The sequence below is a fragment of the Kitasatospora sp. NPDC058492 genome (assembly GCF_042720685.1).
Lineage (GTDB): Bacteria > Actinomycetota > Actinomycetes > Streptomycetales > Streptomycetaceae > Kitasatospora.
In genome coordinates this window covers 103,862-124,742 of the sequence record NZ_JBHXMU010000006.1, presented here as the reverse complement: position 1 = coordinate 124,742, position 20,881 = coordinate 103,862, and the positions used below count along the sequence as shown (strand labels likewise).

The 20,881-nt window shown below is 72.4% G+C and carries 15 protein-coding genes; 7 read left to right on the top strand and 8 right to left on the bottom strand.

Going from position 1 to position 20,881, the window contains the following annotated elements:
* From ACFWPI_RS06315 to ACFWPI_RS06280, 8 genes are read right to left on the bottom strand one after another with little or no spacing between them, the layout of a single operon-like run.
* Nucleotides 1–780, bottom strand: a complete 780-nt coding sequence (locus ACFWPI_RS06315) for an indole-3-glycerol-phosphate synthase (RefSeq protein WP_380368566.1) — start codon at nucleotides 778–780, stop codon at nucleotides 1–3.
* On the bottom strand, nucleotides 777–1,475 hold the full coding sequence (locus tag ACFWPI_RS06310) for an N-(5'-phosphoribosyl)anthranilate isomerase (RefSeq protein ID WP_380368563.1): 699 nt from the start codon (nucleotides 1,473–1,475) through the stop codon (nucleotides 777–779). Before ACFWPI_RS06310 ends, ACFWPI_RS06315 begins: the two co-directional genes overlap by 4 nt.
* A gap of 6 nt (nucleotides 1,476–1,481) precedes the next feature.
* Nucleotides 1,482–2,621, bottom strand: a complete 1,140-nt coding sequence (locus ACFWPI_RS06305) for an acyl-CoA dehydrogenase family protein (protein ID WP_380340068.1) — start codon at nucleotides 2,619–2,621, stop codon at nucleotides 1,482–1,484.
* A gap of 12 nt (nucleotides 2,622–2,633) precedes the next feature.
* Nucleotides 2,634–3,008 carry an ectoine synthase gene (locus tag ACFWPI_RS06300; RefSeq protein WP_063352279.1) on the bottom strand — a complete coding sequence of 125 codons (375 nt, stop codon included), beginning with the start codon at nucleotides 3,006–3,008 and terminating at the stop codon, nucleotides 2,634–2,636.
* The gene (gene trpA / locus ACFWPI_RS06295; protein WP_380368559.1) at nucleotides 2,989–3,888 is read right to left on the bottom strand and encodes a tryptophan synthase subunit alpha; all 900 of its coding nucleotides are present in this window, start codon (nucleotides 3,886–3,888) and stop codon (nucleotides 2,989–2,991) included. Before trpA ends, ACFWPI_RS06300 begins: the two co-directional genes overlap by 20 nt.
* The gene (locus tag ACFWPI_RS06290; RefSeq protein ID WP_380368557.1) at nucleotides 3,885–4,931 is read right to left on the bottom strand and encodes an anthranilate phosphoribosyltransferase; all 1,047 of its coding nucleotides are present in this window, start codon (nucleotides 4,929–4,931) and stop codon (nucleotides 3,885–3,887) included. The genes trpA and ACFWPI_RS06290 overlap by 4 nt, the downstream gene beginning before the upstream one ends.
* A 2-nt stretch (nucleotides 4,932–4,933) precedes the next feature.
* The gene (locus tag ACFWPI_RS06285; RefSeq protein WP_331744340.1) at nucleotides 4,934–5,203 is read right to left on the bottom strand and encodes an acyl carrier protein; all 270 of its coding nucleotides are present in this window, start codon (nucleotides 5,201–5,203) and stop codon (nucleotides 4,934–4,936) included.
* Nucleotides 5,200–6,717, bottom strand: a complete 1,518-nt coding sequence (locus ACFWPI_RS06280) for an AMP-binding protein (protein WP_380368553.1) — start codon at nucleotides 6,715–6,717, stop codon at nucleotides 5,200–5,202. Before ACFWPI_RS06280 ends, ACFWPI_RS06285 begins: the two co-directional genes overlap by 4 nt.
* A gap of 437 nt (nucleotides 6,718–7,154) precedes the next feature.
* On the opposite strand from ACFWPI_RS06280, the gene ACFWPI_RS06275 reads away from it, so the two are divergent.
* The 7 genes from ACFWPI_RS06275 (at nucleotide 7,155) to ACFWPI_RS06245 (ending at nucleotide 20,860) form a co-directional block, all read left to right on the top strand.
* Nucleotides 7,155–8,858 carry a condensation domain-containing protein gene (locus tag ACFWPI_RS06275; protein WP_380368551.1) on the top strand — a complete coding sequence of 568 codons (1,704 nt, stop codon included), beginning with the start codon at nucleotides 7,155–7,157 and terminating at the stop codon, nucleotides 8,856–8,858.
* The gene (locus ACFWPI_RS06270) at nucleotides 8,855–13,096 is read left to right on the top strand and encodes an amino acid adenylation domain-containing protein (RefSeq protein ID WP_380368548.1); all 4,242 of its coding nucleotides are present in this window, start codon (nucleotides 8,855–8,857) and stop codon (nucleotides 13,094–13,096) included. Before ACFWPI_RS06275 ends, ACFWPI_RS06270 begins: the two co-directional genes overlap by 4 nt.
* A complete protein-coding gene (locus ACFWPI_RS06265; protein ID WP_380368545.1) occupies nucleotides 13,093–16,239 on the top strand; it encodes an amino acid adenylation domain-containing protein in 3,147 nt (1,048 codons plus the stop codon). Before ACFWPI_RS06270 ends, ACFWPI_RS06265 begins: the two co-directional genes overlap by 4 nt.
* A gap of 122 nt (nucleotides 16,240–16,361) precedes the next feature.
* Entirely contained in the window at nucleotides 16,362–16,742 is a 381-nt protein-coding gene (locus ACFWPI_RS06260) for a nuclear transport factor 2 family protein (RefSeq protein ID WP_063352271.1), read from the top strand.
* Nucleotides 16,743–16,746: 4 nt separating this feature from the next.
* Nucleotides 16,747–18,810, top strand: a complete 2,064-nt coding sequence (locus tag ACFWPI_RS06255) for an amino acid adenylation domain-containing protein (protein WP_380368542.1) — start codon at nucleotides 16,747–16,749, stop codon at nucleotides 18,808–18,810.
* Nucleotides 18,807–20,042 carry a cytochrome P450 gene (locus tag ACFWPI_RS06250; protein WP_380368540.1) on the top strand — a complete coding sequence of 412 codons (1,236 nt, stop codon included), beginning with the start codon at nucleotides 18,807–18,809 and terminating at the stop codon, nucleotides 20,040–20,042. The genes ACFWPI_RS06255 and ACFWPI_RS06250 overlap by 4 nt, the downstream gene beginning before the upstream one ends.
* 59 nt (nucleotides 20,043–20,101) lie before the next feature.
* Nucleotides 20,102–20,860, top strand: coding sequence for a thioesterase II family protein (locus ACFWPI_RS06245; protein WP_380368538.1), 759 nt, complete (start codon nucleotides 20,102–20,104; stop codon nucleotides 20,858–20,860).
* Nucleotides 20,861–20,881 lie beyond the last annotated feature (21 nt).

Genomic DNA, 20,881 nt, shown 5'->3' with positions numbered 1-20,881 from the left:
TTACCTCCAGATGTCGGTGGTCGGGGGGTCCGCCGGGCGGCGGACGGGTGGGGCCGGTTCGCGGTTGGTGCCGAGGCCGATGTCGAGACGGGCGTCGAGGTGGGCGTCGAGGTCGTCCAGCCATGCCGGCAGGCTGGCGGCGCGCAGGAGGCCCGTTCCGATGAGCACGCCGGCGAAGCCCTCACTGAGCAGGCGGGCGGCCTCGTCGGGGCTGCGGATCGCCCCGGCGCTCACCGGGCACCGGGTGCCGCTGCGCAGCACCGCGGGCAGGAGTGACGAGCTTCGCCCGAGGTCGCCCGCGCCGCGTTCGCGGGTGGCGATGTCCTTGTTGTTCACCGCGACCACGCACTCCTCGGCGCGCGGCACGCGGCTGATCTCCTCCTCGGTGGTGACCTCGACGAACGGCGTCAGGCCCAGGCTCAGGCCGAGTTCGACCAGGTGGCCCAGGGTGGCGCGCGGCAGCAGCGCGGCGGTGAGCAGGACCGCGGACGCGCCGCTCTCGCGGGCCTGGTGCAGTTGGCTCCGGCGGGTGATGAAGTCCTTCTGCAGCACGGGCAGGTCCGTCGCTGCCACGACCTCGTGCAGCAGGTCCGGGGTGCCGCCGAACCACCGGCCGGTCACCACGGACAGGCAGGGCGCGCCGACGTCCTGGTAGTCGGCGACCAGCCGGGCGGCCGACCTGTCGCCGAACAGGTCGTGTCCGGCGGCGTCCTGCCGCTTGAGCTCCATGATCACCGGTCGGCGGGCGTCCAGGAGTGCCTCGATGAACGCGGCCGTCATCTAGGCCCTCGCCTTCGGATCACCCCGGTGCCGTCCGTCACTCGCCAGCCGCGCCGTACGGCCGTGACCCGGTCGGTGCTCAGCCGTCCGTCGACGTCCCTGGCCGCCGTGTCCACGTCGATGCCCAGGAACAGGGGGTGGTCCAGCACGGCCCGGTAGTCCTCCCGGTTGTCGGCCGAGATGCCGCCGGCCAGCAGGAAGGGCCGCGAGAGGCGGTCCGCGAACTCGATGACGGCCCCGCAGTCCGCCGGTTGCCCGGTACTGCCGATCCGGCCGTCCCCGGCCACCGCGTCCAGCAGGAAGAGGTCCGTTCCGGCCCGCTCGTACGCCGCGATCAGGGACCGCTCCGCGCGGGTGTCCGCACCGAGGTGCAGCACCTTGACCACGGTGAGGTCCGTGGTGCCCTTCAGGGCGCGGACCAGGCCCGGCGGCTGGTAGCCGTGCAGTTGGACCCACCGGACCTGGGCCGCGGCCGTCGCCGCGCGCAGCGTCCCGGCGTCTTTGAGGAAGGTCACGAGGACCGGATGCATTCGCTCCGTTCGGTGCACGGCGTCAGCGAGGGACGTCAGTTGACTGAGCGTCAGGTCTGCACGGCCTCCTGGGACGCCGTGCCACAGGCCGACGAAGTCGGCTCCGGCACTGTCGAGCGATGCCACGTCCTCGGCCGAGGTGGCTCCGCAGATCTTGACCAGCATCAGGTGTCACAACCCCAACATGGCGGCGATGCGGTTGCGTTGGATCTCCGACGTGCCCGAGTAGATCGGGCCGGCGACCGCGTCGCGCACGTCCTTCTCCAGCCCGTACTCGGCCAGGTACCCGCTGCCGCCGAAGATCTGCACGGCGGCCAGTGCGGAGGAGAGGTTGCTCTCGCTGGTGAGGACCTTGCTGACGGCGATGTCCCGCGTGACGTTCTCGCCCTCCGTCAGCCGGACGGCCGTGTCGTAGAGCCACTTCCGCGCGGTGTCCAGGCCGATGCTCATGTCCACGAGCTTGTGGGAGACCGACTGGTACGAGCCGATCGGATTGCCGAACTGGACGCGCTCCTTGGCGTATTCGACGCAGCGGTCGAGCCGGTACCGCATCTGCCCGGTGTTGATGACGAAGGAGCAGAGGATCTCCCACTTCATCACGTGGTCCAGGACCAGGAACCCGGATCCGACCCGGCCGATCACGGCGGATGCGGGGATCCGGCAGTCGTCGAAGTGCAGTTCGCTCAGCGGCGCCGTCCGCAGCCCCATGGTGGCGACGGGCGGCCCGACGACGAGCCCCGGGGTGTCCCGCTCCACGACGAAGGCGGTGATGCTGAGCGGGCCGGCCTTCGGGTGGGTGCGCGCGTAGACCACGAACACGTCGGCCACCGGGCCGTTGGTGATGAAGGCCTTGCCGCCCCGCAGTACGAAGCCGTCGCCCTCGCGGGTGGCCGTGGTCCTCATCGCCAGCGCGTCGGAGCCGCTCTCGGTCTCGCTGATCGCGTGGGCCCCGATCGTCTCTCCCGAGCAGATCCCCGGCAGGTGGCGCGCCTTGAGCTCCGGCGAGCCGAACCGCTGCAGCGGGACTCCGACGCTGACCAGGTGGGTGGCGACCGAGAAGTTCAGTCCGCCGTCACGGCATCCGGTGCCGAGTTGTTCGAGCACGTGCATGGTGGTGAGCAGGTCCTGGCCCAGCCCGCCCCACTGCTCGTCGAACGGCAGGCCGAGGATTCCGGACCTCTGGATCAGCTTCCACTTGTCCCACGGGAAGGCGCCTTCCGCGTCCCCTTCGAGATGGCCCGAGCTGAGCTCCTCGCACCACTGGGCGATCCCCTCGCCCAGAGCGATCTGGTCGGCGTTCCACCTGATCATCTGTCAGTCCTGTTAGTACTCGGAGAAATCGGCTGAGTCCAGGTTGTGGCGTTCGTCGCCGCGCAACGCGGGCGAGAACACGCACACCAGGCGGAGGTCCGCGTCCTGGTCCGCGATCAGGAAATGGGCGTCGTGCAGGTCGAGCGCGTACAGCGTGCCCGGCTCGATCGAGTGGGACGTGCCGTCGGCGTTCACCACCTGGCCCGTTCCCTCGATGCAGTAGCAGGCCTCCAGGTGGCGGCGGTACTCCAGCCGCGACCTGGTGCCGGCGCGGACGGTGGTGTCCGTCATCGTGTAGCCCAGGCCGTCGGATTCGAGAAGGAACCTGCGGCTGAGCCCGTTGCCCCAGTCCACGGTGGTCACCTCGTCAAGGCGTCGGACGATCATCGGGTGTGCCTCCTGGCGGCTTGTTGAATGAGTGGCTTGCTGAATCAGGGGTTTGCTGAATGAGTGGCTTGTCGAGTGAGCGGCTTGCTGAATACGGCGAAACGGTCTGTACGAAGGTGTGGAGCTCCTCGACCACGTCGGCCCCTTCGGCGAGGGCGTGCTCGATCCGGGCGACCCCGGCGCTGCCCACGACCGCGGCGTCGGCGCCGAGGCCGTGCAGCAGGTCGATGTCCGCCCTGGAGCGGACGCCGAATCCGACGGCGATCGGTACGGCGGTCGTCCTGCGCAGTGCGGCCAGCGCGGCGGCCAGCTCCTGGCGGTCGGCCGTGAGCGTGCCGCCGCTGCGGCCGTAGTGGGCCACCAGGTACAGGTACGCGGTGGCGCTCTCGGCGGCCGCGGCCTTGACCTCGGCCGTCGACGCGGCGTAGCAGGTGGCGACCATGGGCAGCCCCGCCTCCTGCACCGCTTCGAGGTAGCCGGCCCGTAGCCGCGGCGGCAGGCCGTGGACCAGCAGCCCGTCGACGCCCGAGTCGGCGACCCGCCGGACGAAGCCGGGCACGGTCGGGCCTCTGACCGTGTGGCTCCAGTCGGCCAGCAGTGCCACCCGCAGGTGGCGCAGCCGGGGCAGGATCCCGCTGAGGAGTCCGAGCACCTCGTCGAGTCCGACGCCGTCGGCCAGGGCCCGCTGCGCCGATCGGCGGATGACCGGCCCGTCGGTGACCGAGTCGGGGAAGGGCACCGCCAGTTCCAGGCAGTCCACGCGGCAGTCGTCGAGCATCCGCATGACGTCGGCCAGGACGGGCAGCGGGGGGTCTCCGGCGTTGAGGAACATCGCCAGGCCGGGCTGGTCCGGTGGCCGGCGCGCGAAGAACCCGCTCACCGCGCACGCGCCGTAGGTATTGCGCGGCGCGCCGGGTGCGCGCGCAGGCGGTCGACGAGGTCGCGGGCGGCGCCGCTGCGGAGGGCGTCGTCGGCCGCCCTGATCGCCTCCGGCCACCCGTCGATCAGCCCGCTCGCGACGGCCAGGGCGGCGGCGTTCAGGCAGACGGTCCGCGTTGCGAGAGCTGTCCCGGCTCCGGAGAGCACGGCGAGGAAGTGGTCGACCACGTCCTCTCCCGCTCCGGTCGGCCGTAGTTCGGCGATCGGGTCGGTGCTGCTTGCGGCAGCCTCGGCCCGCAGCCGGATCGCGTCGGTGCCGTCATTGGTGAGGACGACGTTGTCGACGGAGCTGACGAGCTCGTCGACTCCCAGCTCGTTGGAGCACAGCCAGATCCTCCGGTCGGCGACGGTGGCGGCGACCCGGCCCAGAGTCGGCAGCAGCGAATGGTCCGAGACGCCGACGAGCTGGGCGGAGACCGGCACCGCGGCCAGGAAGGGGCCGACGGAGTTGATGAATCCGCCGATCATCCGCAGGTCCATCGGCACGATGCTCCGGGCCAGCAGCGCCACCTCCCGCGGGTAGACGAAGTTCCCGGGGAAGGCGATGCCGAAGCGTTCCAGCAGGTCGTCGGTCTGCTCGTACGAGGTGGTCGTTCGGATGCCGAGGCGGTCGAGCAGGTCGTGGGAGCCGCAGGTGCTCGTGTAGGCGCGGGATCCCGTCTTGACGATGCGCACGCCCAGGGCGGCGGCGACGAACGCCGCCGCGGTGGAGATGTTGAACGTGGCCGGCCCGCCTCCGGTGCCGACGATGTTGGCCGTGCGGTCCAGCCGCGCGGCGACGGCCGGCCGTCGCTCGTCCAGCGAGCGGAGCATGGCGACCAGCGTGTCCCGATCGGGCATCCGGGTGGACAGCGAGGACAGCAGCGCCACCGTCTCGCCGGAGCGGAGGGCGCCGTCGCGCAGCTGGTCCCAGAAGGACCCCCACATCTCCTGATCGACGACGGCGCGGTCCCGGCCGATCAGCGCTCGCAGCACCTCGTGCATGGCTAGGGGGCGTCCGTCCGGTGCTGCTGGGCCTGCTCGATGAACCTGCTGATCGAGCCGACGGAGCGGAAGCTGTCCGGGTCGAGGTCGAGGTCGATCTCCTCGACGCGCAGGTCGAAGCAGTCCTCGAGCCAGGCGATCGTCTTGAGCAGGCCGAGGCTGTCGATGACCCCGCCGTCCACGAGGTCGTAGTCGGCGTCCAGTTCGTTCGCGCCGACGTCCGGCAGGAACTCCTCGATGATGAACTGCGTGACTACCGCGGCGTGTTTCACGTGGCCGTTCCTTCGTTTGGCTGGGACGGGGAGGAGGCGAGCTGGAGGGGCGTGCGGTCGATCTTTCCGGTGGACGTCCTGGGCAGCGGGTCGTCCACGATCAGCAGGGTCGAGGGGACGGCGGTGAGCGGAAGCCGTTGTGCGCAGTGCCGGCGCAGCGCCAGCGAGTTCAGCCGGCTGTCCGGGGCGCGGCGGACCACGCCCCGTAGCAGGCGGCCGGCCACCGGGTCGGGCACGGCCACCACGGCCGCCTCGACGACGTCGGGATGGTCGAGCAGCACCTGCTCGACCTCGTGGGTGTTGACCCGCACGCCGCGGACCTTGATCTGGTGGTCGTTGCGGCCTTCCAGGGTGATGCGGCCGTCCCGGTCGCGCCGTACGAGGTCGCCGCTGCGGAAGTAGCGCCGGGCCTGCCCGTCGTGGTGGTGGGTCGCGAACCTGTCCGCGTCCTGCTCCCGGTCCAGGTAGCCGTCGGTCTGGAAGGGCGTCGCGACGTGGAGCTCGCCGGTTCCCGGCCCGGTCAGGATCCCGCCGTCGGCACCGACGATCACCGCGTGGACTCCGGGCAGCGGGCGCCCGATCGGCACCGGGCCGTCCGCCGGTTCGGTGCCGTCGACCTCGTGCAGGAAGCTGTCGTTGGTCTCGGTGCAGCCGTAGACGTTGTGGAGCCGCGCGCCGGTGAACAGCTGCGGGAGTTCGGCCAGGCAGCGGGCGGGCATGCTGTCGCCGGTGAAGACGACGTGCTCGACCGTGTCGAGGCGCCGGCCGCTCCCGGCGGCCGCGTCGACCAGTAGACGGTAGAACATCGGTACCGCCTGGACGAGTTGGACCGCGTGGCGGGACACGAGGTCCAGCAGGTAGCCCGGCTGGGTGGCCCGGGCCGGATCGACCAGGACGACGCGGCCGCCGTACTTGAGCGTGGTCCAGATGTCCAGCAGGCACAGGTCGAAGGTGAGCGGCGCGTAGTTGAGGACCGTCGTTCCCCGGCGGATGCCGAACTGCTCGCCGGCCCAGGTGGTGAAGCGGTCCACCGCCCCCGTGCTCAGCGGCACGATCTTCGGCCGTCCGGTGGAACCGGAGGTGGTGAACATGAAGGAGACGTCGCCGGGCTCCGTACGGCGCGGTGCTGCCGGTTTCGCCGGCCGGTCCGGGGCGCCCGGCCCGGGTCCGGGCCCCTGGGGGCTCTCCGGCGACAGGACGTGCCGGATCCCGGCCTGCTCGACCAGCGCGTGGGACGTCCTCCCCTCCAGTGTGGGCGCGGGCAGCAGCAGGAAGCGCCGCCCTTCCAGCAGGCAGGCGAGCACCAGGGCGATCGTCGAGGGCGACTTGGCGGCCGGGATGCCGACCGGCTCGTCCCCGCCCGGGGCGAGCCGGGCGATCCGGACGCGCTCCCGCTCCGCCCGCTGGTGGAGTTCACGGTAGGTCGTCTCTTCTCCGCGCCATATCAGCGCCGGATCATCGGGGTGGCCGGTGGCGTGCGAGACGAATGAACCCACCAGGCTCTGCTGCTGCATCACGACTTCTCCGAGTTCATGCAACGGGGTGGGTTCATATACAACGGATGAGTTCATGTAACGGGTTCACCGATCTTATTCGGAACAATGAAGGCCCGACATGAAAGGGGCCCACCCGGTCGCCCCTTGGAGACAGAAGAATTATCACGTGGTGCCCGTCCACGGAAGTGGGGTGTGTGATCCGATCCATGACAGCACGTCAGAGAGGGTGCCACGGTCGGCCGCGCCGATGCTAGCCGTCGAGCGTGTTCGATCTACATAAGGATTCCGGCGGACTGGCGTAAATATTGTCTTGATGCCTGCAACCCTGTTCTCGATCTTGCGGAGTGAGACGGGAGCGACCTAGTATCCGCCGTACTGTTCGCCAAGTAGCGAATCGGCGAGGGGATTTCCGGGGAGCTGAAGCGTTCCCGATCGCCGTGAAAGGTGCATCCGTCATGCCTGGTCCCGATCGGCGCGCGCACGCTCCGACCCCGTTGTCCTTCGCCCAGCAACGGCTGTGGTTCCTCGACCGGCTGCGGCCGGGCCGGCCGGACCACAACGTCCCGACCGCGGTACGCCTGCGCGGCCGGCTGGACGAGGGGGCGCTCACGCGGGCGCTGACCGAAGTCGTGCGGCGCCACGAGGTGTTGCGCGGCAGGATCGTCGACAGCGAGGACGGCCCGCGCCACGTCGCGGAGCCGGTCGAGACCTTCGTACCGACGATCACCGATCTGACGCACACCCCGGCGGAGCAGGCCTGGCAGCGGGCCCGGGAGCTGGCGGCCGCCGACCTGGCGACCCCGTTCGACCTCGGGACCGCTCCGATGCTGCGGGCCCGACTGATCCGCATCGCCCCCGACGACCACCTGCTGCTCCTGGTGATGCACCACATCGCCTGTGACGGCTGGTCGTTGTCGGTGCTGTGGCAGGAGTTCTCCGCCGGGTACGGAGCCGCCGTCGACGGCCGGCCGATCGCCCTGGCGGACCTGCCCGTCCAGTACGCCGATTTCGCCGACTGGCAACGGAGCCACCAGGCCGGAACGGCGATGCTGGACCAACTCGCCTACTGGCGCGAGCACTTGGCGGACCTGAGCCCGTCGGTGCTCCCGACGGACCGACCCCGCCCCGCGGTGTGGTCAGGCCGGGGCGACCAGGTCGAGATCGAGATCCCCGCAGAACTCGCCGAGCGAATACGCACACTGGGGCGCGCCCACGAGGTGACGCCGTTCATGACGCTGCTGGCCGCCTTCCAGGTCCTGCTCGCGCGCTGCACGGGACAGGCCGACGTGACGGTGGGGACGCCGATCTCCGGGCGGACCCGGATCGAGGTGGAGCCGCTGGTCGGCTTCTTCGTCAACACGCTCGTCCTGCGCACCGACCTGTCGGGCGACCCCGGCTTCACCGACGTGCTCGCCCGGGTGCGGCGGGGTGCGGTGGAGGCCTACGCCCACCAGGACGTCCCCTTCGAACGGCTGGTGCAGGAGCTGCGGCCCGAACGCGATCTCGGCCAACACCCGCTGTTCACGGTCATGTTCCAGCTGGAGGATCCGCCCGCGCTCCCGTCCGGCCTCCCGGGGCTTGAGGTGAGTGACCATCAGATGCCGAACGACGTGGCGAAGTTCGACATCGAGGTCTCCATGACGGACGGCGGCGATCGCTTCACCGGCGTCATCCGCTACGCCGCCGACCTCTTCGACCGTGACACGGTGCGGCAACTCTCCGAGGGTTACAGGGCCCTGCTCGACCAGCTCGTCGACAGCCCCGAACGGCCGATATCGGCGTGGGAGACCCCTCCCGGCCTCCGGGTGAGCCGCCCCGCTCCCGCCGCCACCCCCGGGACCGAGACCGAGACCGAACCCGAGTCCGGCCCCGCCACCGAGACCGAGCTCCTCGTGCTGGAGACCTGGGCCGAGGTGCTCGGTGTCACCCCGGACGGCGTGGACAGCGACTTCTTCGAGCTGGGCGGCCATTCGCTCCTCGCCTCGAAGGTCATGTCCCGACTCGGCCGGGCACTCGACCTCGAACTGCCCGTCGCCCTGCTCTTCTACCACCCGACCGTCGCCGAACTCGCCGACGGCATCGACGCGGCGTTGCTGGCGGACCTCGGCGCCGCCGCCGAAGCGGAACCGCTTCCCGCCGGAGAGGCCCGTCACCCGTGAAGGCACAGCACAGTCGCCCCGAGCCCGGCCAGCCGACCGGTTCCACGCCCGGAGCCGCCCCGTCGGCCGGCCCCACACCGGCCACCACGCCGGCCACCACACGGGCCCTGCTCGACCAGCGCGTCCGCGCGGCCCGGAGCAGGGCCGCCGAGGGCGAGCCGGAGGCCGCGATCCCGCCCCGCCCGGCGGGTGCGCAGGTGACGTCGTTCACCCAGGAACGCATGTGGCTGATCGAGCGGCTGTCCACCGGCCCCGCGATGTACAACGTCCACGAGGTCTTCCGGCTGCACGGCCCGCTGGACGTGGCCGCCCTCGGCCACAGCCTCACCGAGCTGGTGCGGCGCCACGAAGTCCTGCGCACCGCCTTCCCCGAGCGGGACGGGCGCCCCAGCCCCTCGGTCGAGCCGGCCCGGCCGTTCGACCTGCCCGTCACGGACCTCCGGGCCGAGCCCGCGGAACGCCGGACGCGGCTGGCCCGCGATCTCGTCCAGTCCGAGATCCTGCGCCCGTTCGACCTGGCCGCCGCCCCGCTGCTGCGCGCATCACTGCTGCGGGTCGACGAGGACGAACACGTCCTGGTGGTGGTCGTCCACCACATCGCCGTCGACGGCTGGTCGATGCCGCTGCTGTGGGACGACCTGTCGGCGATGTACCGGAGCCGGCTGGAAGGCCGCGAGCACGAGCTGCCCCCCTTGCGGATCCAGTACGCGGACTTCGCCCACTGGCAGCGGGCCCGGCTCTCCGGCGAACGCCTGCGGAGCCAACTGGACTACTGGAGCGCTCAGTTGTCCGGGCTCTCGCCGCTGGACCTGCCCACTGACCGCCCGCGCGGACCGGTCCGCGCGGGCCGGGGCGAGCGGATCACCTTCACGGTGCCCGAGGAACTGGCGGGCCGGTTGCGGCTGCTGGGCCGGCGGCACGGCGCGACGATGTTCATGACGCTGCTCGCCGCGTTCCAGGCCCTGCTCGCCCGCTACAGCGGGCAGTCCGACGTGGCGGTCGGCACACCCGTCGCGGGCCGGACCCGTCCGGAACTCGACCCGCTGGTGGGCTCGTTCATCAACACCGTGGTCGTCCGCACCGACCTCGCGGACGACCCGAGCTTCGCCGAGCTGCTCGACCGGGTCCGCCGGACCGCCGTGGACGCCTACGCGCACCAGGACCTGCCGTTCGAACGGCTGGTGCAGGAGCTGCGGCCGGCCCGCGGTCTCGACCGCAACCCGCTGTTCCAGGTGATGTTCGCCGGCCTGTCCGACCCGGCCGCCGCCCTCCGGCTGGTGGGGACGGAGGTCGAACAGATCGAGGTTGACAACGGCACGGCCAAGGTCGACCTCAGCCTGGTGATAGCCGACCGGCCGACGACCACGACGGGCACGACCGGCGCGACGACCACGACGAGCACGACCGGCGCGACCGGGACAGCCGGGACGACCGGGACCGTGGCCTTCGACACCGACCTGTTCGACCGCGCGAGTGTGGAACGCCTGGTCGGCCACTACCTGCGGCTGCTGGACGCCGCGGCCGGCGAACCCGACCGTCCCGTCTCGCGCCTGGACCTGCTCACCGAGGCCGAGCGCGAAGCGCTGCTGGTGGCCGCCAACGCCACCGACGAACCCTTCCCCACGGACCTCTGCGTTCACGAGCTGGTCGAGGAGCAGGCCCGGCGGACCCCCGACGCGGTGGCGGTCCGCTGCGGCGCCCAGCGACTGACCTACCGGGAACTCGACCGCCGGGCCAACCAGTTGGCGCGGCACCTGCGAGCCCGGGGAGCGCGGCCGGAACGCCTGGTCGGCGTCTGCCTGCCGCGCTCGGCGGACCTGGTCGTGGCCCTGCTGGCCGTCCTCAAGTCGGGCGCCGCCTACCTGCCGCTGGACCCGGACCTCCCGGCACAGCGCATGTCGTTCATGCTCGCCGACGCCGAAGTGCCGCTGCTGCTCACCCAGCGCTCCCTGGCCGACCGGCTGCCGCAGCACGGCGCCGCGACGGTGTGGACGGACGACGAGGCCGGGCTCATCGCGGCCCTGCCCGAGGACCGGCTGCCGCCGCTCGCGACGCCCGCCAACCTGGCGTACTCGATCTACACCTCCGGTTCGACCGGCCGCCCCAAGGCCGTGCTGGTCCCGCACGAGGGCGTGGTCAACTACCTGGTGGTCCGCGGCCGACAGCTGGACCTCGGCGGGGACGACGTCGTCGCCTCGGTGGCCTCGATCTCCTTCGACGTCATCGTCCCCCAGGTGCTCATGCCCCTGGCCTGGGGCGCGAGCGTGGTGATCGCCCCGTCGGAGGTCGCGGTGGACGGCCCGCGCCTGACGGAGATGATGCGCGAGTTCGGCGTCACCACGCTCATGGCCACACCGGCCACCTGGCTCCTGCTGCTGGACGGCGGCTGGCAGGGCGGCCGGTTCCAGGCGATCTGCGTGGGCGAACCGCTCCAGCCCGCCCTGGCCCGGCGGCTCCTCGACCGGGTCTCCACGCTGTGGAACGGCTACGGTCCCACCGAGGCGTCCGTCGGCTGTGTCACCCGGCGCGTGGACGCCGACCGGGATCTGGCCCGGCCGGGAGGGTCCGTGCCGATCGGCCGGCCGCTCGGCAACCTCCGGATCTACCTGCTGGACCCGGCGGGCGCCCCGGTGCCCGTCGGCGTACCGGGTGAGATCCACATCGGCGGGGCCGGCGTCACCCGCGGGTACGCCAACCGGCCGGGGCTGACCGCCGAGCGCTTCGTGCCCGATCCGTTCGGTGCCGACGGCGGCCGGCTGTACCGGACCGGCGACCTGGCGCGGTACCTGCCGGACGGCAGCCTGGTCTTCCTCGGCCGCACCGACGAGCAGGTGAAGATCCGGGGGTACCGCATCGAGCTGGGTGAGATCGAGGCCGCGCTGTGCGCGCAGCCCGGTGTCGCCAGGGCCACGGTGACGGTGCGGGGCACCGGGACGGACGCCGAACTGGCCGGCTACCTGGTGTGGCAGGACGGGCCCGGTGACCTGGCGGTCCTGCGGCGCTCCCTGCGCGAGACCCTGCCCGAGTTCATGGTGCCCACGACGCTGACCGCACTCGACCGGATCCCGTTGACCACGAACGGCAAGGTGGACCGCGGGGCCCTGCCCGAGCCCGCCCGCCACGGCCACGACGCGGGTGCGCTACCGCCGCGGGACCTGCTGGAACTCCTGATGACCAGGATCTGGGAGCGCGTGCTGGGCACCCCGCGGGTCGGCGTCCGGGACGACTTCTTCGCGCTGGGCGGGCATTCGCTCAGGGCGGTCGAGCTCGTGGAGGCGATCCGGCGGGAGTGGGGGGTCACCGTGCCGCTGAACACGGTGTTCCGCCATCCCACCGTCGAGGGTCTGTGCGCGGAACTGCCCAACGCCTCGCAGGCCCTGCGCCGGCTCGTGGTCCCGCTGGCCGAAGGAGACCACCGCAGGGCGCCGCTGATCCTGGTGCACCCGCAGAGCGGCGACGTGTGCTCCTTCCTCCACCTGGCCGAACCGCTCGCCGGCGGCCGGCCCGTCTACGGCCTGGAGGCCGTCGGCTACAACACCGACGAGCCGCCACTGGCCACCGTCGAGGAGCAGGCGCAGCGCTACCTGCGGGAGCTGCGGTCCGTCCTGCCCGACGGCCCGTACCTGCTGGCCGGCTGGTCCTTCGGCGGGCTGGTCGCCTTCGAGATGGCCCGCCTGCTGGAGGAGGAGGGGAACCCCCCGGGATTCCTCGGGATCATCGACGTCGGAGCGCCCGCGCTCACCGACGCGTCCACCAGCGGAGCCACCGAGTCCGACCACGGGCCCACCGGCGGGCCCGACGGCCATGACGCGCACGGGACGGCCCGGTTCGCGCTCGCCGCCGGGCTGCCCACCGGAGCCGTCGGAGACCTCGACGAGCTCGACGAGCAGGACGCCCTGTCCCTGCTGCTCCACGACGCGCACGCCGGCGAGCGCCTCCCCCTGCGCGTGCGCACCGACCAACTGCGGCGCATGGTAAGGGTCTTCACCACCAACGGCGACGCCGCCCGACGCTACCGGTCAACCGCGCGGCTGCGGACACCGATCCACCTGTTCACGAGCGCCGAGGAGCACCCCGTGCTCGCCGCCCCGGTCGTGGTCCCCGCCCGGTGGCGCGACCGCACCCGGGGGGCGTTGAGCGTGGTCGAGGTGCCCGGCAACCACCACGACATGCTGTCGCCGCCGCACGTCGCACCCTTCGCCGACGCCCTGTCGGCCGTCCTGGAGGAGCTCGGATGAGCGACGGACACGAGCTGCCGTTGTCGTCGGCGCAGTCCGGCATCTGGTTCGCCCACCACCTGCGTCCCGGCAGTCCCGCCTACAACACCGGCGAGTACGTGGACATCCCCGGGCCGATCGACCCGGAGCTGTTCGAGACGGCCGTGCGGCGCGTGGTGGACGAGACCGAGTCCCTGCGTGTTCGCCTCACCGACGGTGCCGAGGGCCCCCGGCAGGTCGTCACCCCGGCGCCCGACTGGTCGATGGACCACGTCGACCTCACCTCGGCACCGGATCCGCTGCGGGCGGCCGAGCGCTGGATGCGCGCCGACCTGTCCACACCGCTCGGGCTCACCCGGGACCGGCTGTTCCGCCAGGCCCTGTTCGCCGTCGCGCCGGACCGCTTCCTCTGGTACCAGCGCGTCCACCACATCGTGGTCGACGGTTTCAGCATGTCGCTCATCGCGCGCCGCGTCGCCAAGACCTACACCGGACTGGTCGAGGGCAGGGAGGGGGCAGGACCGGCTTTCGGGCCGTTGAGCCTCCTGTTGGCGCACGACGCCGCCTACCACGCGTCGGAACAGCCCGAACAGGACCGGAAGTTCTGGGCGGCCCGGTTGGCCGGCCGGCCTGATCCCGTCAGCCTCGCCAGCCGCTCGGCGGCCGCCTCGGACGGCTTCCTGCGCCGTACCAGCGCCCTCGACGCGCCCACCGTGGCAGCGCTGCGGCGGGCCGCACGACCCGCCGGGGCGAGCTGGCCCAGCGCCTTCACCGCAGCGGTCGCCGCGTACCTCCACCGCCTCAGCGGCGAACGGGACATCGTGCTCAGCATGCCGGTGACCGGGCGCACCGGCTCCTCCGGGCCGGCCGTCCCCGGCATGGTGGCGAACGTGGTGCCGCTGCGGCTGCGCGTGCACCCGGAACAGGGCCTGTCCGCACTCGCGCGACAGGTGGCCGAGGAGGTCGCCGCCCTGCGCGGGCACCAGCGCCACCGCAGCGAGGACCTGCGCAGGGAGCTGGATCCGGCCAGGTCGGAGCGGGTCCTGTTCGGGCCCCTCGTCAACATCATGTCCTTCTACTACCACCTGGACTTCGCGGGCGTCCGGGCCACCGTGCACAACCTGTCCAACGGGCCGGTCGAGGACCTCTCGTTCTCCGTCTACGACCGCTCCGACGGCGCCGAGCCCCGGCTCGACGTCGACGCGAATCCCGCGCTCTACTCCGAGGCCGAACTCGCCGCCCACCAGCAGCGCTTCCTCCGGTTCCTGGATGCGGTGGCCGCCGACCCGGACCGGCCGATCGGCCGGCCCGACCTCCTCACCCCCGAGGAACGGCAGCGGACCGTCGTGGCCGTCAACCGCACCACGCAGCCGCTGCCGCACCCGACCGTGCCGCTGGCCTTCGCGGCCGAGGCCGCGCGCACGCCCGATGCGCCCGCCGTGGTGTGCGGGGAAACCACCCTGTCCTACGCGGAGTTGAACGACCGGGCCAACCGGCTGGCCCATCGGCTCATCGCCCTGGGCGTCCGCTGCGACAGCACGGTGGCGGTGCTCATGGAACGCTCCGTCGACGTGGTGGTGTCGGTCCTGGCGGTCAGCAAGGCCGGCGGCGCCTACGTGCCGCTGGACACCCGGGCCCCGACGGCCCGCCTGCGCCGCGTCCTGGACGACACCGGGGCGGCGGTGCTGCTCACCCACCGGGCCACCCGGGACGACGCACCGTCCCACGGCACAGCGGTCGTGGTCGTCGACGCCGACCCCGGCCTCGCCGACGAGCCGGCCACCGACCCCGTCGTGCCGCTGCGCCCGGACCACCTGGCGTGCGTCCTGTACACCTCGGGGTCCACGGGCACGCCGAAGGGCGTGGCCCTGACCCACCGCAACGTCATCAGCCTGACCGCGCAACGCTATTGGCGCGAAGAGGGCGGCCCGCGAGTCCTCGCACACTCCCCGCACGCCTTCGACGCCTCGACCTACGAGTGGTGGGTGCCGCTGCTCAACGGGGGCCGGGTCGTCGTGGCCCCGCCCGGCGAGCTGGCGCTCTCGGACCTCCACCGGCTCATCGTCGATCACCGGGTCGGTGCGCTGTGGCTGACGGCCGGGCTGTTCCGGGTGTTCGCCGAGGAGTCCCCCGGCACGCTGGCCGGGGTCGGCCAGGTGTGGACCGGCGGTGACATCGTGCCGGCCGATGCCGTCCGGCGCGTCCTGGCACGGTGTCCGGACTCCGTGGTGGTCGCCGGGTACGGCCCGACCGAGGCCACCACGTTCACCACGCGCAGGGTGCTGCGCCCCGGCGAGCCCGTGCCCGACGTCGTCCCGCTCGGCCGACCGGTGGACAACAGGCGGGTGTACGTCCTGGACGAGGCGCTGTCGCCGGTGCCGCCCGGGGTGGCCGGCGTGCTGTACGTCGCCGGTGCGGGCGTGGCGCGCGGATACCTGAACGACCCCCGCCGCACGGCCGGCCAGTTCCTGCCGTGCCCGTTCGGCGAACCGGGCGAGCGGATGTACCGCACGGGCGACGTGGTCCGCTGGAACGCCGAGGGGGAACTCGAGTTCCTCGGCCGCGCGGACGAGCAGGTCAAGCTCCACGGCTTCCGCATCGAGCTGGGCGAGATCGAGGCGGTGCTGGCCGGGCACCCCGACGTCGCCCAGGCGACCGTGGTCGCCGGTACGGGCACCTCGCCCGGCCGGCGTCTGATCGGCTACGTCGTCCCGGCCGGGGACTCGGGGCTCGACCCGGCGGCGGTGCGGGAGCACGCCGGCGCGGCGCTGCCGGACTACATGGTGCCCTCGGCGATCGTCACGCTCGACGCCTTCCCCCTGACGCCCAGGGGCAAGATCGACCGGGCCGCGCTGCCCGTCCCGGAGCTCGCACCGGCACCGTCCGGGCCCGGGCCGCGAACCCCGGCGGAGCAGACGATGTGCGCGCTGTTCGCCGAGGTGCTCGGCCGGCCCGCGGTGGGCGTCGACGACGGTTTCTTCGCGCTGGGCGGCAACTCCCTGCTCGCGACCCGGCTGGTCAACAGGGTGCGGGTGAGGTTCGGCCGTGAACTCACCCTCGGCGCCCTGTTCCAGGCACCCACGCCGGCGCGCCTGGTCGAGGCGCTCAAGGACGCCCCGGACGCCGCGGCCGTACCGGCCCTCTCACCACGTACACGACTCTGACCGCGATCAAGCGGTCAAGCGATCACAGGAAGCACCTCGGCATGGTCCACACCCTCTCCCATCCCGACGAAACGCCGGCACCACCGGCAACACCCGCGACACCCGCGACACCGGAGACCCCGATGGCACCGGAAACCCTGACGGCCCCGGCGCTGGGGGTGTCCCAGGTCCGCCGGTACTACCAGCTCGTCGACGCCGGGGACGTGCCCGCGCTGGTCGCCCTGTTCACCCCGGACGCCCGCTACCACCGCCCCGGCTACCAACCCATGGTCGGGCACGCCGAACTGGAACGCTTCTACCGCGACCAGCGGGTGATCCGCGCCGGCGTGCACACCCTGGCCACCGTGGTCACGACCGACGACGAGGTGGCCGTGCACGGCCTGTTCCGCGGCGTGCTGCACGACGGCGGTGAGGTCGAGCTGCGGTTCGCGGACTTCTTCCGGATGACGCCGCAGGGCCGCATCGCCGCGCGCGACACCTTCTTCCACGTGCCGGCGGTCTGAGGCGGTGGACGCACCCGGTGACACCGCGCACCACGTGCTGCGCGTCGGCCACCGCGACGGCGATGGCCACGGCGACGGGCACAGCGACGGCGACGGCCCACGCGGTCGCGCGTTCAACCCCGACGGGGACACTTCAGCACAGGAAAGCGGGAAGCAGTTGACCAAGACGGTCCTCACCTCCGACATCCCGGCGTTCGTCGGCAGCGGACGGCCACCGTTCGACGCACGGGCCATCCACGAGCTGGTCGCCGAACAGGCGGAGCGGGCCCCGCACGCGCCCGCCGTCACCTGCGACGGAAGGACCCTGACCTACCGGCAGCTCAACGACCGAGCCAACCGGCTCGCCGGGCGGCTGCGAGCGGCCGGACTGGCGCAGGAGGACGTCGTGGGCGTGCTGGTGCCGCGATCGCCGGAGCTGATCGTGGCCCTGCTCGCCGTCCTCATCGCGGGCGGGGCGTACCTCGGACTCGAACCGGACGACCCGGCCGGCCGCCACGCGCTGCTGCTCAAGGACGCCGGCGCGGGCATGGTGATCGTCGGAGAGGCCCTGGGGGAGCAGCTGCCCGACACCGTCGTCACGGTGACGGTCACGGTGACGGACGGCGGCCCGGCGCAGGAGCCGGCCACCGGGCCGGCGGCTGCGGCCCGCCCCGGCGACCCGGACCGGCTCGCCTACGTCAGCTACACCTCGGGCTCCACCGGCGAGCCCAAGGGTGTCGGCGTGCCCCACCGGGCGATCGACCGGCTCGTCCGGGGCGCGGACTGGGTGGACGTCCGCGCCGAGGACGTCTTCTTCCACCTCGCGCCGGTCGCGTTCGACGCGTCCACGTTCGAGATCTGGGCCCCCCTCGTCAACGGCTGCCGACTGGTCCTCTTCCCCCCGGTCGCCCTCACGCTGGAGCACGTGGCGCGCGTCGTCCGCGCCGAGCGTGTGACGGTCCTGCTGCTGACCACCGGGCTCTTCCACCAGATGGTGAGCTCCCACCTGGAGGCGTTCGCCGACGTGCGGCACGTCCTCACCGGGGGCGACGTGGCCTCGCCGGGCCACGTCCAGCACCTGCTGGCCCGCTACCCGGAGCTGCTCTTCACCAACGGCTACGGGCCGACCGAGAACACCACGTACACGACCTGCTGGACCAGCAGCACCCTCCCGGAGCTGCGCAGCGTGCCGATCGGCCGCCCGATCAGCGGCACCAGGGTCGCCGTGCTCGACGACGACCTCAGGCCGGTGTCCGTCGGCGAGTGCGGCGAACTCTACGTGGCCGGGGCGGGCCTGGCCCGCGGCTACCTGGGCCGCCCGGCCGCAACGGCCGAACGGTTTCTGCCCGACCCGTTCGGGACCGAGCCGGGGGCCCGGATGTACCGGACCGGCGACCTCGTGCGATGGCTGCCCGACGGCACGCTGGAGTTCGTCGGTCGCGCGGACGACCAGGTCAAGGTCCAGGGCTACCGCGCCGAACCGCGCGCCGTCGAGGTCGAGCTGGAACGGCTCGCCGAGGTGCGGCACGCGGTCGTGCTGCCGCAGGCCGATCCGGCGGGCGGCACCCGGCTCCTGGCCTACGTCGTGCCCGCGCAGCCCGATCCGGCGGGCAACGCCGACCTCGGTCGGCGGCTGCGCCACGAACTGCGGGACAGGCTGCCGGGCTACCTGATCCCCTGGGCGATCCTCGTCCGTCCCGAACTGCCGGTGAACCGCAACGGCAAGATCGACCGCCGCGCCCTGCCCACCGCCACCCGGGTACCGCGCAACGTGGCCAACGAGTTCGTCCCGCCCGTCACCGAGGTGCAGATACGGCTGACCGAGTTGTGGGGCGACATCCTCGGCATCGAACCGGTCGGCGTCGACGACGACTTCTTCGACCTCGGCGGGCACTCCCTGCTGGCCACCGACCTCCTGGTCGCCACCCAGCGCGAGTTCGACGTGGACCTCCCCGCGCAGATCCTGTACCTGTCGCCGACCGTCGCCGAGCTGGCGACGGCCCTCACCGCCCGGATGCGGACGGCGGACCCGGACGGCTTGACGGCGGGTGGCCCGGCCGACGGCGCACGGCAGGAGCAGCCCCGATGACGGCGGTTCCCCCGACCCCGCGATGCCCGGTCCTCGCCCCGCAGCCGGTCGACCTGATCGACCCCGACCTCTACCACTCGGGCGGGGCGCACGAGGTGTGGCGACGGCTGCGCCGCCACGCCCCGGTGAGCTGGCAGCCAGTCGGCGACATCGGCTACTGGTCGGTCGTCGGCTACGCCGAGGCCAACCGGGTGCTCCGCGACCACGACACGTTCACCTCCGAACAGGGCACCCTGCTCAACCTCCTCGGCCAGGGCGACCCCGCCGGCGGCCGGCAGATGGCCGTCACCGACCCGCCCCGGCACGCGCACCTGCGCGGCCCGCTGCAGCAGGCGCTGTCGATCAAGACGGTGGAGAACGACCGGGAGGCCATCCGCCGGGTCATCGTCGAGCTGCTCCGGCCGTTGGCCGACGGCGGCCCGTTCGACTTCGCCGCCGCCATGGCGACCCTGCCGATGGCGGTGATCGGCACCATGATGGCGCTGCCGGAACAGGACTGGCCGCGGCTGGTCCGGCTCGCCCACGCCTGCATCGCCGCGGACGACCCCGAGTTCCAGCTCGCCGCCGGACCGCAGGCCACCCTCGTGACCGCCCACCGCGAACTGTTCGCCTACTTCCAGGACATCGTCACCGCGCGTCGGCGCGCACCGGGTGACGACCTGATCAGCGTGCTGCTCACGATGGAACTGGACGGACGCCGGCTGTCGCCGGGCGAGATCGTGTCCAACTGCTACAGCCTGCTGCTCGGTGCGACCGTCACCACCGCCCAGCCACCGGTCGCGGCGATGGTCGAACTGGCCGGGACGCCGGTCCTGGACGACTGGGCGGCACACCCGGAGCTGCTCGGCAGCGGCGTGGAGGAGGCACTGCGATGGGCCTCGCCCACCCAGCACTTCATGCGCCACGCCACCCGCGACGTCGAGGTCCGGGGCGTGCCGATCCCCGCGGGGGACGCGGTCGTCGTGTGGCTGGGGTCGGCCAACCGCGACGAGACCGTGTTCGCCGACCCGGACACCTTCGACATCCGGCGGCGACCCAACAAGCACATCGCGTTCGGCGTCGGCGCGCACTACTGCATCGGACACACCGTCGCCCGGGTGGCCCTGCGGATCCTGTTCGCCGAACTGCTCGGCCGGTTCACCGGCTTCGAACTCGCCGGGGCACCTCGCCGCATGCGCTCGAACATCATCGCGGGCTTCACCCACCTGCCGATCACCGCGCGGACCCGCTAGGGCGTGTCTTCAAACCCCCGCAGCCGCACCCGAGAAGAAACCCACCCGGAAGGTCATCAGTGAACGCTCCGCCGGCCCGTACCCGCAACAAGTGGTTCCTGCGCGAGCCGTCGCCGGTGGCACCGGCACGGCTGTTCTGCCTGCCCTACTCCGGCTGCGGAGCGAGCATGTACCGCCAGTGGCCGTCATCGGTCAACGGCGTCGAGGTCTGCCCCGTGCAACTGCCCGGCCGGGAGAACCGGATGCGCGAGCCCGCCCACACCACCTACGAGGCGCTGGCCGACGACCTCTGCGAGGCGCTGCGCCCCTACCTGGACCGTCCCTACGCGCTGTTCGGGCACTGCGGCTCCGCGTTGGCGGCGTACGAGACCGCCGTACGGCTGGTCGAAAGGGGCTGCCCCGCCCCGACCCGGGTGTTCGTCTCCGCCGAGGTCGCGCCGCAGGACGGCCCCTACGGCCGCTTCCTCGGCATGGACGACGACGAGCTGGCCGGCGAACTGCGCCAGCTCGTCGCGGAACTGGGCGGCACCCTGGAACCGAGCCTGCTCGCGCTCTACCTCGGCGTCCTGCGGAACGACGTCGACATGAACAAGCGCTACCACGTGGCCGAGCCGGTCCGGCTGCCGTCCCCGATCACCGCCATCGGCTGGACGGAGGACACGGGCATCGAGCCGTCACTGATGACCGGCTGGTCGGCCTGCGGCGAAACGACCTTCGAACTCCTGGAGGGAGGCCACTACCGCTTCATCGAGGCGCCGACGGACCTCCTGGCGCTCCTGGTCGCGGACCTGACGCCCACCCGGCCCGGCACCCCCTGAAACCTGCACCTTCTGACCCCT

Bases quoted from the DNA above. Each gene is read 5' to 3' on its own strand.
- ACFWPI_RS06315 (WP_380368566.1), bottom strand. From the start codon at position 780: ATGACGGCCGCGTTCATCGAGGCACTCCTGGACGCCCGCCGACCGGTG.
- ACFWPI_RS06310 (WP_380368563.1), bottom strand. From the start codon at position 1,475: ATGCTGGTCAAGATCTGCGGAGCCACCTCGGCCGAGGACGTGGCATCG.
- ACFWPI_RS06305 (WP_380340068.1), bottom strand. From the start codon at position 2,621: ATGATCAGGTGGAACGCCGACCAGATCGCTCTGGGCGAGGGGATCGCC.
- ACFWPI_RS06300 (WP_063352279.1), bottom strand. From the start codon at position 3,008: ATGATCGTCCGACGCCTTGACGAGGTGACCACCGTGGACTGGGGCAAC.
- ACFWPI_RS06290 (WP_380368557.1), bottom strand. From the start codon at position 4,931: ATGCACGAGGTGCTGCGAGCGCTGATCGGCCGGGACCGCGCCGTCGTC.
- ACFWPI_RS06280 (WP_380368553.1), bottom strand. From the start codon at position 6,717: ATGCAGCAGCAGAGCCTGGTGGGTTCATTCGTCTCGCACGCCACCGGC.
- ACFWPI_RS06275 (WP_380368551.1), top strand. From the start codon at position 7,155: ATGCCTGGTCCCGATCGGCGCGCGCACGCTCCGACCCCGTTGTCCTTC.
- ACFWPI_RS06265 (WP_380368545.1), top strand. From the start codon at position 13,093: ATGAGCGACGGACACGAGCTGCCGTTGTCGTCGGCGCAGTCCGGCATC.
- ACFWPI_RS06260 (WP_063352271.1), top strand. From the start codon at position 16,362: ATGGCACCGGAAACCCTGACGGCCCCGGCGCTGGGGGTGTCCCAGGTC.
- ACFWPI_RS06250 (WP_380368540.1), top strand. From the start codon at position 18,807: ATGACGGCGGTTCCCCCGACCCCGCGATGCCCGGTCCTCGCCCCGCAG.